This window comes from Shivajiella indica, from assembly GCF_042683085.1.
GTDB classification, from domain to species: Bacteria; Bacteroidota; Bacteroidia; order Cytophagales; family Cyclobacteriaceae; genus Shivajiella; species Shivajiella indica.
Genome location: NZ_JBHUIV010000020.1, coordinates 428,656 through 444,207, shown reverse-complemented (window position 1 = coordinate 444,207; position 15,552 = coordinate 428,656). Strand labels below are relative to the sequence as shown.

The following is a 15,552-nucleotide window of genomic DNA, read 5'->3' as shown; positions in this document are numbered from 1 at the left end:
ATGGACGGTTTTCTCTTTCAAGCAATCATCTATTTGGCGGCAGCTATTATTTGTGTCCCTATTGCAAAAAAACTGGGTATGGGATCCGTGTTGGGTTACCTTTTGGCCGGAATCATCATAGGCCCCTACCTTTTGGGATTTATTGGAGAAGAAGGTGAGGATATCATGCACTTTGCAGAATTTGGGGTAGTGATGATGTTGTTTTTGGTTGGACTTGAACTCGAGCCTGCCAAATTATGGCAAATGAAATCCATGATCACCAAAATAGGTCTTTCCCAGGTTCTATTGACCACTTTGGCCTTTTTCGGATTAATGGTATCCTTTGGCTTTTCCTGGCAGATTGCATTGGCCGTATCCATGTCTCTATCGCTTTCCTCTACTGCCATTGTACTCCAGTCATTAAAAGAAAAAAACCAATTGGATTCAGCGGCAGGCAAGAATTCTTTTGCAGTATTATTGATGCAGGATATCGCTGTTATTCCCATTTTGGCCATTTTACCGCTATTAGTAGTTACTGTTGAAGTAGTTTCTTCAGATCATCATACCAGCCCGATGGATCAGTTTCCAGGTTGGATACAGACGCTATTGGTGATCGGAGCGGTCGGTTTGGTGGTAATATTGGGAAGATATGCCATCGTTCCCATATTAAGGGTTATTGCAAAAACCAGATTAAGAGAACTTTTTGTTGCCTCTGCACTTTTAATTGTTGTAGGAATAGCCTTTCTAATGGAATTGGTAGGTCTTAGCCCTGCATTGGGAACTTTCTTAGCGGGAGTGGTCTTGGCCAATTCTGAGTTCAAACATGAATTGGAAAGTGATCTTGATCCTTTCAAGGGTTTGCTTTTGGGATTGTTTTTTATAGCTGTTGGGGCTTCTATCAATTTTGGTTTGATAAGTGAACAGGCTGGTTTGATTTTTTCCATCACATTTGGAATCCTTCTGGTCAAAACTTTAATTCTGATCGGAATAGGAAAATATGCCAAGTTGGGAACCGACCAAAATCTCATTTTTGCATTGGGCTTAAGCCAAGTTGGAGAATTTTCCTTTGTGACCTATTCTTTTGCAAGCCAATTGCAGATCATAGATAAGCCTACTACAGAAATGCTTATGGCTATTACTGCCTTAAGTATGACCTTGACTCCATTATTTATTTTAATCAATGAAAGGTTAGTTTTACCAAGAGTCGGTACTTTGGAAAAGTCAGAAAAAGAACCTGATAAAGTGGATGAAAAGCATGGAGTAATCCTAGTCGGATTCTCTCACTTTGGAAGCACTGTTGGAAGGTTTTTGAGGGCCAATGGTATTAACGCCACCATCTTGGACAATGACTCTGACAGGGTGGATTTGCTAAGAAAAATGGGATTCAAAGTATATTATGGAGATGCCACCAGAGCAGATTTATTGGAGTCAGCAGGTGCACATGAAGCCAAAATCCTGATTTCAGCTATTGACAGTCCTGAAACCAATCTCATCCTGGTGGAGACAGTAAAAAAACATTTTCCAAATCTTGAATTGATGATCCGGGCCAAAAACCGTGTAGATGCTTTTGAACTGATGGAATTGGATGTTCCTAATATTTACAGAGAACATTTGGAAAGTTCAGTCAGGCTGGGAAAAGATGTTTTGATTAAAATGGGTTTTCGCTCTCATACCGTTCAAAGGCTGGCACAGAGTTTTATCAAATATGATGAAGAAGCCTTAAAAGAGTTGGTGAAAATTAAACACGATAAAAAAGAATACATTTCCGCAGTTAGGAAGCAGATAGAAATGCAGGAGCAACTATTATCTTCTGAATTAAACAGGAAATTTACCCTAAATGATCAAGCTTGGGATTCTGAAATCATGAAAGGGAGATAAACCAAATAATTAACCAAAATAATTAGTGAAACACGTCCTGCCCATCATTGTAATAGCCCAATTTCTCAGTACCTCCTTATGGTTTGCAGGAAATGCCGTACTTACAGACATGGCCAAGGATTTGGATTTAGCTCCCCAATATTTAGGACATCTGACCAGTGCTGTACAATTGGGTTTTATTGCAGGAACTTTAGTTTTTGCAATTCTGACCATCGCCGATAAATATTCCCCTTCAGGGGTTTTTCTGATCAGCGCTATTCTTGCAGCTTCATTTAACCTCGCTATGAGCCTTAGCGCATTGACAGGATTGCAAATATTACTCCTAAGGTTTGGTACTGGCTTCTTCCTTGCTGGAATTTATCCTGTTGGGATGAAAATCGCTGCTGATTATTTTCAAAAAGGCCTTGGAAAATCGCTGGGTTTATTGGTAGGAGCATTGGTATTGGGAACAGCCTTTCCCCATTTGGTAAGGAGTCTTACAGATGAACTCCCATGGAGGTATGTGATTTATTCCACCTCTGCTCTGGCAATTCTTGGAGGCTTGATGATTTTTTTATTCGTTCCCAATGGACCTTTTAGAAAGAAAAGCCAGGTATTTGATTTTACAGTATTTTTTAAAGTTTTCAAAGTGAAGTCTTTCCGTGCAGCAGCTTTGGGTTATTTTGGCCACATGTGGGAATTATATGCCTTTTGGGCCTTTGTCCCCTTGTTGATTCAATACTTTGGCAACCGTCATGGATTGGAGTTTGATATTCCATTTATGGCATTTTCTATTATTGGAGTGGGAGGATTATCCTGCGCTATGGGTGGCTTTTTATCCGAAAAATATCCTCCCAAAAAGATCGCTGCAACTGCTCTGACTATTTCAGGCATTTGCTGCTTGATATCTCCATTCATCATTCACCAAGGATCAATTCTGATTTTTCTGGTGTTTCTCCTGATTTGGGGCTTGGCAGTTACCGCTGATTCTCCAATGTTTTCCACTTTAGTGGCACAAAATGCACCTGATCCCAAAAAAGGGACATCCCTGACTATTGTAAACTCCATTGGCTTTGGTATTTCGATACTTAGTATTCAGCTATTGAATTTTCTTAATCCCATCATCATGCCTGGTTTTCTGTTTCTAATCCTTGGATTAGGACCTGCAATCGGACTTTATTTTTTTAAAAAAACCTGATTTTGGCTCGTATTAAAACTGATTTTTCCCGAATTTGGAAAATACAATACCCTGGCCTATGAAAAACGAACAATGGACCAAAGAAATCGCCCTATTGAAAACTTTGGTAGAACAAACAGAATTGGAACACAGTATCAAATGGGGTATTGATGTTTACACCTATAATGGAAAAAATGTATTGGGCATAGCACCTTTCAAAAGTTATGTCGGAATCTGGTTTTACAATGGGGTTTTTATGAAAGACCCCAAGGATGTTTTTATCAATGCCCAAGAAGGTAAGACCAAAGCTTTGAGGCAATGGAGGTTCAATTCCTTGGAAGAAATTGACAGCCAAACAGTTTTGGCTTATATAAAAGAAGCCATTGAAAATGAAAAAGCAGGTGTAAAGCTGGTTCAATCCGACCCTGGCCAGTTTGAAATGCCGGAATTTTTAGAAAAAGCCTTAACAACTGATCCGGCTTTGAATAAAGCGTTTGAAAAACTTACGCCGGGTAAGCAGAAGGAATATGCGGAATATATCAGTAGCGCCAAAAGAGAACAGACCCGGCTAGAAAGATTGGAAAAAATCAAACCCATGGTTTTGGAAGGGGTTGGGCTGAATGATAAGTATAAGAAGTGATTTAAAATTCCAAAATCCAAGGGCCAAATTACAAATTACCAATTCCCAATTACCAATTACCAAAGATTCCGGTTCCATACTTTGTACTTGGTACATGGTACATGGTACCTCGGTAAGTAGAAATCTTCCTTCTACACCTGATTTTTTAAAACCTTAACTGAAAAGAAACTGTAAAAGCACGGGATGGCAACCATGTGGAGGCCCCGTCAATTCCAGAGGAAAAATAATTGTCCGTATAATCAATGTGCTCATCCATTTGCCAAACAGGGCGGGTGCTCAATCTGGCCTCAGGGTCAGGAGCTGAATAGGAAGTAATATAAAAAAGATTGTTGGCGATCAATGAAAGGGTACTGCTTATTTTTTTATTCCTGATCAAAAAATCTAAATCCCTGGAAATAGTAAGATAATGTAGTGAAAGGAATCCCGAATTTTCGATGAAATAACTGCTAAATCTATTAAATTCCTTCAATCCTTGGTCTTGCAAATTTTGGTAGGACCTCAGGACATTTTGATTGGAGAAATTTACTCCTCCATACATCAAATTGGTTTCATTGGCGTTGATATGACCAAATACCCCCCTGAAAAAGGCATCCAAATGCCACTTTTTCCATTGAAGCTGATGATTCCATCCCATCCACCACCTGGGAATTGTTTTGCCCTGGGTTACATAATCCGATCGCCAATCCTGCGGATTATTACTTTGTTGTAAAATCCATTGACCTGTGGTCCGGTCAATTCCCAAATATTCCAATGCTCTTGCTGTACCAATTGACTCTCCTGTTCGGATAGTACTGTACTGATAAAGCGGATTTCCACCTATTCCCCTGGATACGCCAGTGTCATTTCCTTCCAAACTGACGAATTCAGCTTCTAAATCTGTCCATTCGGATTGTATGAATGTGGCATTGATACTGCTTTGATAAGATAATTTTCCTAAGTTGACCGGATTCAATTTCAGTATCCATTCAGTTCCCTGATTCCTTATGGCTCCAAAATTTTGATAAGTAAAGGGGTAATAGGCATTCCAGTCAGTATAATCCCAATCATAGCCCTGCATCAGATTAATAAAATCTGATGACTGGGAAATAAATAACCGAAACTCCGCATAAATTTTATCCCTCAAAAAGTTACCAGTCCCTCCTATTTCCCATTGGAAAGTATCTTCCCACTTCATATCCGGATTGGCGAAATGGGTGAAATTTACAAATGGTTCAATCTGAAGGATGGTTTTACTCAGTCCGGTTCTATCAGGAATCATTCCTGTATGGGAATATGAGGTAAATAACAGGAATCGGGGATTTAAGCGGTATTTGAGATCCCAACCAAAAAAATTCCCCCATCCTGCGTTTTCTCCAAGATTTGCAGCGCCTTCCGGTTGAAGCAGAAAGTCAAAATACAGTTTTTCTTTCCAATCGCTATGGATAAAGAAACCCATAGCATTCAAAGTATATTTCCCAAAGTCGTGAGGAAGCGTTTGCTCCTCAATCACAGTATTTCCAGACTGCCAGGACCTGATGAGGGCAGAACCTGTTTTGTCATAAGAGATCTTTTGTGAAGTGAACCTCATTCCAGGATTTAAGGTGAAATCTTGGATTTGGATCAAATAATCCGAAGTTAGTTCCAAAAACGTCCTGTCATCTTCTCTGATTCTATTTCTTTCAAGTGTGCCGGCATCATTGCTTGAACTTAGAATCCCATTAAGCTGGAATTGGTTTTTATTTGTTTCCAAATAGCCAATTCTTCCTTTGACGGTCCAATGAGGAAGTGGGTTGACAGTCACATAACCCTGAACCATATTCATGTTGGCACTGAGACTGTTTTCATCGGTTTTCATCCTCACTTTGGGATTTCCCCCATATCTATTGAAATAATTGGTAGGATCTTCCAATCCCAGGGTGGGGTTCATAGCGACTGCTGCCTGGAAAAAATCTGTATTTCCAAGTTCCGAATTTCTGGAAACCAGCAAGGTGGACGCTCCAGCATTGATTTTGCCATTCAAAAAGGAGTAATCCAGGGCACCGAATAAACTGAGTTGTCTAAAACCGGCCTGCCGCTGTATGCTCTCCACTTTTCTGTGACTTAATATGGTCCTGGCAGTTAAGTTTCCCGATTGATAACCCAATTTAAGGCCTGTATTTGTAGACCAGGCGGTTCTTGTCAGGGCCTCCAACCAATCAGTATCACTTTCACCAAATAATGTTCCCGGAGGGGCTTGGGTACGGAATTCCTTAGCAGATAGGTTATTGTATGCCCTTTGGTAATTTTCCATGCTGATGTTCTGAAGAAATGACAGGGATAATCCGGAATTCAAAGGTTTTGAAACCGAGGCATCAAAAACTCCGGCCGCAGCCTGTAAACCCATTTGCGCCAATTGACTTCCTCTTCTTACACCAATGGAATCGATCAGATAGGGATCTACCAAATGCCAAGATAAACCTGGCATACCATCTATCATTAAAAGGGGTTGCATCCTGCTTTTAAATGTATGGTAACCCCTATATATCATGTCGTAATTTCCATTAGGGTTGGACCCGGGTCTTGACACTAATAAACCTGGAATCTGGCCTTGAATTGCTTGGGGGAGGGAAAGGATAAGTCCTTCATTAAAAAGTTTTTGTTGCTGGATTTTAACACTATCCACTTCCCTTGCTTCCAGAAATAAAGCAAATGAAAAAAAATTGAAAAAAATAATTAAAAACCGAAGCATATGGTTCAGGAATTTTATTTTTAAACAGGTATAATATAGGTTATTCCATTAAATATTTATAAAAACAAATAAAAAATAACTTTTTAGTAGATATTATCGTTCTTGTTTTTATTACTGATTCTTCCCAAATTTTATTTTATCCCCACGCTATGAAAAACCAATATTTACATTTGGTTTCTTTAGTTCTGATGTTTGTTTTTTCCTCCTGTGAGGACGATAACTCAACTGAAGTAGTGCTTTCCTGTGAACCAACCACCGGGTATTTTGGCTCCTTTATTCTGAATTACTTTTCCGGCAATCCGGTTCCTTCCGGATTCAGGAATCCCAACAGACAAGAGGCAGTTTGTTTAGAAGATATTTATCCGGTCCAGATTGCAGGTACAGGAACCGGCAACTGTGGATTGGGGTATGAAATGAATGAAAATCCTTTTTTGGGACCAGCTATTAGTTTGCAGGAATATGATATTTCAAATCCTGAGTTCAGTGTATTCAAAAGATACTTGAATGTGATGGGGATCTTTTCTTGTCATGATTTTAGTACAAGAGAATCCTTTTTTTATTTATTTCAACCAGGCCAATATGGCTTTGCTTCAGATAATGAAGATTTTGGAAATTTCATCATTGAATTTTGGGAGGATGGGGAATTATATTCCAGTAGAAGTGTGGCCCAGACCGGGTCAGCTGTTATCATTACAGAAGTGGAATATTTTCCTGATTTTGGAGAAGGAAGCGACTCGGTTGAAGCTACCTTGATTTTCGATGCCGTACTCCAAGGTCTGAACGGAAAACACATTCAGGTGAAAGATGCCATAGTTAAAGGAAGATTTTACAGGTCATCGCCCTGGGGATATGAATGGGAGGATTGAAAAATTACAAATTACAAAATCCAAAGACCAAATATCAAATTTCAAAGGCCAAATTACAAAGCTAAATTACAAAGCTAAATTACAAACTACCAAGTATCCTATTCGGCACCCGATACATGGTACTTAGTACATCTTGTCCGCTGTGGCGGATGGTACTTGGTACCAGTATTTGTTTAGCATTGAAATAACGGATCCACATATTTTTTAAAGAATTGCGCCAACATGATCAAAGTCACTTTTTTCAAAAGAAAAATAGTTTAACTTTATCATGTTAAGATGAAGCGGAACCTAGCCATATGGTTTTTATTTTTGGCCCAGACCATGATGCTGGGGCATAATCTTATTCCGCACCATCACCAGGACCCATTTGAAAGCCTTTTTATCAAATCCCACCAGTGTTTCCACCATCACCATGAGCACCCTTATGGCATGTTGGAATCCATATTTTCTTTGGTGCCCCATTCCGAAAAAGGAATGGAGGGCATTTATTGTATACAAATTGACGAACCTGTCAAGAAACAGAGTTTATCCATATCCGCTGTTTTACCTGAAAGTATTCAATATAAAACTGCTTTCATTTTTTTAAAACTTAATTTTCCTCCCCATTCTGAAGATCTTCATCCTCCACATAAAATCTTCTCCTCAGGCCTGAGGGCACCTCCTTCTTTTGTCTGATTTATTCTTTAATTTCTTAAGGATTTCACCTGTAAATTCAATCAAAATGACTGAGGCCATTCATACCTTTGATTCTATGGCTGATTCCTGTAAGAATAAATCATAAACTAATCATTTTTCCCAGTTATCATTTTAATTAAACAATATATGAAACAGGCAAAATTCCTTTTGACCTGGTTTTTGCTTGGTTTGGTAGGATGCCAGAACCCGCAAGAGCATAGCCATGATCAGGAATCGAGTATTCCGACAGAAGCTTTGACCAGTTATACTGACAGACTTGAAGTCTTTATCGACTTTGAGCCATTGGTGAAAAGCAGGATGTCCACCATCATGGTGCATATCACCCAGTTAGGCGATAATTTTATACCACTATTAGAAGGGGAAATAGACCTCAGTCTTTTTCTCCATGGTCAAAATTACCGAAGTTCAAGTACCAGACCTGATTCTCCTGGCATTTTTGAACTGGATTTGACACCCGATTCGGAGGGGGTGGGCACTATCAAACTTGAAATTAAAACCTCTGGTTTTACCGAAAAAATAACCTTCGAAAACATCAAAGTTTACCCAAATCTGACAACTGCAGTAAGGGCCTTAAGTCAATCAGGCAACGGGGATGAAATCAGCTATCTGAAAAGCCAGGCCTGGCGTATTGATTTTGCCAATGCACAAGTCCAAAAAGAACCTTTCAGGGAAGTTTTAAAAACAAGCGGAAAAATCCTTTCTGCTCCAGGTGATGAGACCATATTAAACGCTAAATCCAGCGGAACAGTCCTTTTCACCGGTAATAAATCCATTATTGGGACAGCTGTCAATTCTGGTGATCAACTTTTTACTATTAGTGGAAGTGGTCTAACTCAAGGTAATCCAGAAATCCTTTATAAGGATGCGAAAGTAAAATATGAACAGGCAAAAGCAGATTTCGAAAGGGCTGAAGCGTTGGTGAAAGATCAAATCATTTCAGAAAAAGATTTCTTACAGGCTAAATCTAATTTTGAGACTGCATCCAATTCTTACCAGGTAATCTCCAAAAACTTTTCCAGTGCAGGACAGATTATTACCTCTCCGATCAGTGGATTTGTAAAAAACATTATGGTACGGGAAGGTCAATATGTTGAAACCGGGGCACCTTTGGCTCAGATTAGCAAAAATAAAAGGTTGCTTTTGCAGGCTCAGGTTTCTCAAAAATACTATAATCAACTCCCATTGATTACCGCAGCAAATTTCAGGATGGCCGGTGACGAAAAGATTTATGATACAGAAGCAATGAACGGGAAAATAGTTTCTTATGGGAGGAGCTCTGCATCCAACAGCACCTTTGTACCTATCACTTTTGAAATAGACAATGTCGGCAACCTTATTCCGGGTGCAGTCACAGAAGTTTTCCTCAAATCAGCTCTCATTACAGATGCCTTGGTTATTCCTGAAGAAGCTTTGATGGAAGAATTGGGACATCATTATGTATTTATTCAGACCGGAGGAGAGACTTTCCTCAAGCAGGAAGTAACATTGGGGGGAAATGATGGTGCTAAAGTACAGGTCCTTTCTGGCCTTAAAGAAGGAGAAAGGGTGGTAACAAAAGGAGCTTATGCTATCAAATTAGCCACTTCAACGGGTGCTATACCCGAGCATGGACATAGCCATTAAATTTAAATGGACTTAGAAGTCAGAAGAATCAATTAACTGATTATCAACCATTAATGACACAACATCATGCTCAATAAAATACTACATTTCTCCCTAAATAACAGGCTTTTGGTCATTGTGGGATTTGTCTTGCTTACTTTCTTTGGCAGTTATGTGGCCTTCAACATGGAAGTAGATGTATTCCCTGATCTGACGGCACCTACAGTAGTCATCCTTACTGAAGCCCATGGAATGGCACCAGAGGAAGTGGAAAGGCTGGTGAGTTTTCCTATTGAAACCGCCGTCAATGGAGCGACCAATGTACGCCGTGTTAGGTCAGCCTCTTCGGGTGGTTTTTCTGTTGTTTGGATAGAGTTCGAATGGGATACAGATATCTATAAGGCCAGACAGATCGTGAATGAAAAAATATCCACCATCACAGACCGTCTTCCCATAGGGGTAGGAACCCCAACCATGGCCCCGCAATCTTCCATTATGGGAGAAATTATGTTTGTGGCTCTCTATGCGGACAGTACCTCCATGATGGAACTCAGGACAATTTCGGACTGGATTATCCGCCCGAGATTATTGGCTACAGGAGGTGTAGCACAGGTCATTGTCTATGGAGGGGATTTCAAACAATATCAAGTCTTGGCAAACCCTCAAAGAATGCAATACCATAATGTTTCCCTGGAAGAACTTTTCAATGCAGCCGCTGCTTCAAATGGAAATTCTTCGGGTGGATTCATGAACGAATTCGGTAATGAATATATCATCAAAGGCATTGGGAGAACCAATGATGTACATGAAATCGGTCGCGCTATCATCAGAAAAATCGGTGATCAGATTATACGTATAGAAGATGTAGCAGAAGTTAAAATAGGTGCAGCTCCAAAAATCGGGGATGCTTCAGCCAATGCCAAAGCAGCAGTTGTTCTCTCTGTATCCAAACAGCCAGATGTCAATACTTTGGAACTGACCGAAAAAATTGACAATGCACTGGATGAACTTAAAAAGACGCTACCTGAAGACATTCACGTAAACACTAAAGTTTTCCGGCAAGCAGATTTCATCAATGCCTCAATCAGTAATATCCAAAAAGTCCTCTTAGAAGGTTCTGCCTTTGTAGTAATTGTACTTTTCCTTTTCCTAATGAATTGGAGAGCCACAGTCATCTCCCTCTTGGCCATCCCTATTTCCCTTATTGTGGCTATTCTAACTTTAAAATGGTTGGGATTCACCATCAACACCATGAGTTTAGGGGGAATGGCCATTGCCATTGGGGATCTTGTTGATGACGCCATCATTGATGTTGAAAATGTCTTCAAAAGGTTAAAGGAAAACGCCAAACTTCCTCTTGAGAAAAAAAGGAATCAATTGACTGTGATATTTGATGCTTCTTTTGAAATCCGTCATTCCATCATCAACGCCACATTTATCATCATTGTGGCATTTTTACCCCTCTTTTTTCTATCAGGAATGGAGGGCCGGTTATTGGCACCTCTGGGCATTGCCTTTATTGTGGCACTTTTTGCATCCCTGATCATTGCCATTACCTTAACGCCGGTGCTTTGCAGCTTTTTACTTACCAACGAAAAACGATTGATGAAGCAGGAAAGGGAAAGTTGGCTGGTGGATAAATTGCAGCATTTTTATGGCATTTTCCTGGAAAAAGCCATGGGCATCAAAAAAATATTTATCGGCTCGACTTTAGTAATGTTTGGAATCGCTGTCCTTGTCTTTACCCAATTGGGAAGAAGTTTTCTACCTGAATTTAACGAAGGTGCCATGACCATTGCTGCGGTAGCACGTCCAGGTTTGTCCCTGGAAGAAAGCAATAAGATAGGTACAAGGATTGAAGAAGCACTTTTGGATATTCCCGAAGTCATTTCCACCACACGGAGAACAGGAAGGGCTGAATTGGATGAACATGCCCAAGGTGTCAATTCTTCTGAAATTGAAATACCCTTCCATCTTGAAGAAAGGGATAGGGCAGAATTTTTAGCAGATGTCCGACAAAAATTATCCCATATCAAAGAAGCCAATATCAGTATTGGCCAACCCATATCCCATAGAATAGACCATATGCTATCAGGAACACGGGCCAATATTGCAATCAAAATTTTCGGTACAGACTTGAACAGGATGTTCAACCTTTCCAATCAGATCAAACATGAAATCGAAGACATTGAAGGATTGGTAGACCTGGCAGTGGAGCCTCAGATAGAAATCCCCCAGTTCCAGTTGAAAGCCAATAGGGAACTTCTCAGCCAATATGGTATTACCATAGCCCAATTCAACCAAATGGTGGATGTTGGTCTAGCAGGAGAAAAAGTTTCCGAAATCTATGAAGGCAACCGCTCCTTTGATCTGATTGTTCGATTTGATGAAGACAACCGGGGGAAGATGGACCATGTCCTCAATACTCTGATCGATACTGATTCAGGAGAAAAAATCCCTATTCATTATGTTGCGGATATAGCTAGTAGCAGTGGGCCAAATACTATCAATCGCGAAAATGTACAGCGGAAAACAGTAGTATCTGCGAATGTTACCGGTAGAGACCAAAAAAGTGTAGTGGATGAAATCAGAGCCAGGATCAATGAAAAAATAAAGCTTCCTGAAGGTTATCACATAGAACTGGGAGGTCAGTTTGAGGCGGAAGAAGAAGCCAGTTCCACCCTTTTGTTGGCTTCCTTTTTTTCACTACTGGTGATTTTTTTATTACTGTTTCAGGAATTTAAAAATGTTAAACTGGCCTCCATTATCATGCTTAACCTGCCTTTGGCCTTGATCGGGGGCATCTTTAGCATCTATTTCACCTCGGGTATCCTGAGTATTCCAGCAATTATCGGTTTCATTACTCTCTTTGGTATCGCAACGAGAAATGGAATTTTGTTGGTTTCCCATTACGAGTTGCTAAGAGAGCAGGGAATGAACCTCTTCGACACCATCATTCAGGGTTCCAAGGATAGGTTAAGTCCGATCCTGATGACAGCCATAACCGCGGCTCTGGCACTAATTCCCTTGGCCATGTCAGGTGACCTTCCGGGTAATGAAATCCAAAGCCCTATGGCCAAGGTTATCTTAGGTGGATTGACCACCTCTACCCTACTCAATTTGATCATCGTACCCATGGTTTATTTCATCAGTCATTCCAAAACCAGGCAATCATGAAAAAATATATCATCACTCTTTTATTGACCTGCTCGGCCCTCTTTCCTCTCATTGCCCAATCAGACCAGTCAAGCGTTTTGGAACAAATCGAAAGGAACAACAAAACTATTCAGGCCCAAAAGCAAAATTTGGAGGCCCAAAAACTGGAATTCAAAGTGGATCTTCCACTTTACAATCCCAATTTTGAATACGACTATATGATAGGCTCTCCTTCTGGGGCAGGTAGTTTAACCGATATCTGGATCAACCAAAGCTTTGATTTTCCTACGGCATACGGGAAAAGAAAAAAGCTTTCCGAAGGATTAGTTGGCCAAGCCGATTTAGCATTGATGGCCTCTAGACAGGAAATATTGCTGCAAGCCCAAAAAAACTATATTGAATTGGTATTCAGAAACAAGCTTCAAAAACAGATTTCAAGCAGACAAGCAGCAACTGAAAAATTATTGATAGATTTTGAAAAGAAATTGGAAACCGGAGATGGTAATATCCTGGATGTCAACAAGGCCAAACTTCAACTGATTGAAATCAATAAGGAATACCAACTGAATCTGGCTGGAATTAACCAATTACAACAAAATCTAAAATCTCTAAATGGAGGGTTGGATATTGAACTGGTTACGACAGATTTTCCTGAGGAATCTGGTCTTCCGGAATTTGAGGCTTTGTTTGCAGAATTCAAATTAACAGATCCACTTTGGAAGTATTATGAATTGGAAAATGAAACTTCAAAAAAACAAGTAGAGCTCATGAAAGCTATGGCCTTGCCCAAGATTTCGACTGGATATCGGTATCAGACACTCTTGGGGCAAACTTTTCAAGGCTTCAGGGTAGGGGCAAGTATTCCACTTTGGGAAAACAAATACAAAGTCCGTCAAAAAGAAGCTGAATTAAGTTTTGCGGTATTACAATGGACGGATTATCAAAATACACGGTATTTTGAACTGAGACAATTATACGAAAGATACGAGAAACTGTCCGCTACTTTACAGGATTATCGCAATGTATTGGAAAATATCAGCAGTATTGCATATCTGGACAAAGCCTTAGAACTTGGCCATATTTCTACTATAGAATATTTCCTGGAATCCAATTACTTCTATATGGCCTATACCAATTATCTGCAGACCGAAAATGATTATCATCAGGTGAAGGCGGAGTTGTTGAGGTTTAGGTTGTAGAATTTTATAGGGAAAAGTAAAATCTAGAAAAGTTATATTGAAGTTTGTTGAAAATAATGGTTTGGAATTGGTAAAGGATTTAATGGAATTTTTCCTTTATTCCTATTTATTGCATGGGGAGGCTTGAAAAAAATCTACTATGCAAAGTGTTAAAGACTCAATGAAATGAAGAACCTGATCAGTTTGGTAAGCTACTTTAGAAAATTTAAGGTCCTCCAGATTTTTACAATTTACCTCCGCTATCTTATTGGAGGAGCGTTTGTGATGGCAGCAGTAGGAATGGGTAAATTATCCTCCACTCCCATTCCTTTGGCACTTGCTGCCAACAAACCCATCCAGGAATTGGAGCCTATCCAACTGTTTTTCAGGGTCATGGCGGAATCCGGGCTCTATTGGAATTTTATAGGTTGGTCACAGATAATTGCCGGAGGATTATTGATGACCCAACGTTTTGCAAGTTTGGGGGCGGCCATGTTTTTTGGGATTATCTTAAACATTTTTGTCATTACTGTATCCTATGGTTTTACAGGAACGCCCATAGTCACAGGTTTGATGCTGTTGGCTGTATGTTTTCTGCTTTTATGGGATATTGAAAAGTGGCAATTTCTTTTTTTACCCTATTCCATCGAAAATCTAACTGCTCCCCAAACCCTACAGATTATTGGAAATACCTTTTGGGAAATCCTTGGTCTTGCTCTATTTATCCTGATCTTTTCCCTATATGCTTTAGGGTTTGACCTCCTCATTCAAATGGCTTCTTGTCTGGTGTTGGGTTTGATTGGTTTTGTTTTATACTTCTTATTACAGAGGAGAAATTGATAATTTGGTTCAGGTTTTCTGTATTAGATATACAAGTTGACGGTTAGAGGCATCAGTGATTAGTAGTGATACAAGAGCCTGATCAATAGAACCCAGCCTGATTTGGGCAAGTCAGCCAATTGCAGACAAGTTTAAAGACTTAAGCTATTTAACGCTTTTTTTGTAAATTCAAAAAGTAAACCACCGCATTAGCATGTAACCCATTACCTCTCCATGCCAAAACCTATTCTTTTTATTTCCTTACTCCTTATTTTTTCCGGTCTCTATGAGCTAAAGGCACAGAAAGGCTATGAAAAAGGTTATGTCCTCACCAAGGCATTTGACACCATTCCCGGAATGGTCAAAGATAGAAAAGGACCTCCCTTTGCGAAGATTTATAAAAAAATCCGGTTTAAAAGCAGTTCCCCTTTCGTCAAAAAATACAGCCCCAAAAAGATCCATGGATATGTTAAGGGGGATGAACATTTTGAAAGCCATTGGATCCTGTTGAACTCACGTCTTTTCAAAATGGAATATATTAGCCGGGAGAACATAGGAAAAAAATATTTTCTGAAGGTGAGGGAAATAGGATTTTTAACCTATTACCAATGGGAATTCCTAGATCAGGAATCGTCCACCATAGATGTGGTAGACCTATTCAAAAGAAGGGATGAAGATTATTTTGTAAGGGTAACTCAGGGAATATTTGGTTTAAAGATGAATCAGCTTTCCGAATACTTTGAAGATTGCCCGGAACTCCTGGAAAAAATCAATAGCAAAGAACTTACCAAACCTGAAGAAATAGCCTTGTTCTATAATGATTGGTTGGAGGTGAAGTGAGGTCGGATTTCGGATTTAAGATTTGGGAATTGGCA

The 15,552-nt window shown here is 39.7% G+C and carries 11 protein-coding genes; 10 read left to right on the top strand and 1 reads right to left on the bottom strand.

Annotated elements, in window-relative coordinates:
* The 3 genes from ACFSKV_RS16100 to ACFSKV_RS16090 are packed head-to-tail and all read left to right on the top strand — an operon-like array spanning position 1 to position 3,653.
* Positions 1-1,857: a monovalent cation:proton antiporter-2 (CPA2) family protein gene (locus ACFSKV_RS16100; RefSeq protein WP_380804977.1), complete on the top strand. Its 1,857-nt coding sequence runs from the start codon at positions 1-3 to the stop codon at positions 1,855-1,857.
* Between the two features lie 25 nt (positions 1,858-1,882).
* Positions 1,883-3,034, top strand: a complete 1,152-nt coding sequence (locus ACFSKV_RS16095) for an MFS transporter (protein WP_380804974.1) — start codon at positions 1,883-1,885, stop codon at positions 3,032-3,034.
* 58 nt (positions 3,035-3,092) lie between these two features.
* Positions 3,093-3,653 carry a YdeI/OmpD-associated family protein gene (locus ACFSKV_RS16090; RefSeq protein WP_380804970.1) on the top strand — a complete coding sequence of 187 codons (561 nt, stop codon included), beginning with the start codon at positions 3,093-3,095 and terminating at the stop codon, positions 3,651-3,653.
* Between the two features lie 145 nt (positions 3,654-3,798).
* Here ACFSKV_RS16090 and ACFSKV_RS16085 read toward each other — a convergent pair whose 3' ends face one another.
* Entirely contained in the window at positions 3,799-6,360 is a 2,562-nt protein-coding gene (locus tag ACFSKV_RS16085; RefSeq protein ID WP_380804968.1) for a TonB-dependent receptor plug domain-containing protein, read from the bottom strand.
* Positions 6,361-6,509: 149 nt separating this feature from the next.
* Between ACFSKV_RS16085 and ACFSKV_RS16080 the strand changes: the two genes are divergently transcribed.
* The 7 genes from ACFSKV_RS16080 (at position 6,510) to ACFSKV_RS16050 (ending at position 15,517) form a co-directional block, all read left to right on the top strand.
* Positions 6,510-7,226 (top strand): hypothetical protein, encoded by a 717-nt coding sequence (locus tag ACFSKV_RS16080; protein ID WP_380804965.1) that lies wholly within the window; start codon positions 6,510-6,512, stop codon positions 7,224-7,226.
* A 276-nt stretch (positions 7,227-7,502) separates the two neighbouring features.
* Positions 7,503-7,901, top strand: coding sequence for a hypothetical protein (locus ACFSKV_RS16075; RefSeq protein WP_380804963.1), 399 nt, complete (start codon positions 7,503-7,505; stop codon positions 7,899-7,901).
* Positions 7,902-8,048: 147 nt separating this feature from the next.
* Positions 8,049-9,545 (top strand): efflux RND transporter periplasmic adaptor subunit, encoded by a 1,497-nt coding sequence (locus tag ACFSKV_RS16070; RefSeq protein ID WP_380804961.1) that lies wholly within the window; start codon positions 8,049-8,051, stop codon positions 9,543-9,545.
* A 66-nt stretch (positions 9,546-9,611) separates the two neighbouring features.
* Complete coding sequence (locus ACFSKV_RS16065) at positions 9,612-12,701, top strand: efflux RND transporter permease subunit (protein ID WP_380804959.1); 3,090 nt, start codon at positions 9,612-9,614, stop codon at positions 12,699-12,701.
* Entirely contained in the window at positions 12,698-13,879 is a 1,182-nt protein-coding gene (locus tag ACFSKV_RS16060; RefSeq protein WP_380804957.1) for a TolC family protein, read from the top strand. Before ACFSKV_RS16065 ends, ACFSKV_RS16060 begins: the two co-directional genes overlap by 4 nt.
* Positions 13,880-14,044: 165 nt before the next feature.
* The gene (locus tag ACFSKV_RS16055) at positions 14,045-14,698 is read left to right on the top strand and encodes a hypothetical protein (RefSeq protein ID WP_380804955.1); all 654 of its coding nucleotides are present in this window, start codon (positions 14,045-14,047) and stop codon (positions 14,696-14,698) included.
* Between the two features lie 213 nt (positions 14,699-14,911).
* Positions 14,912-15,517 (top strand): hypothetical protein, encoded by a 606-nt coding sequence (locus ACFSKV_RS16050; protein WP_380804952.1) that lies wholly within the window; start codon positions 14,912-14,914, stop codon positions 15,515-15,517.
* Positions 15,518-15,552 lie beyond the last annotated feature (35 nt).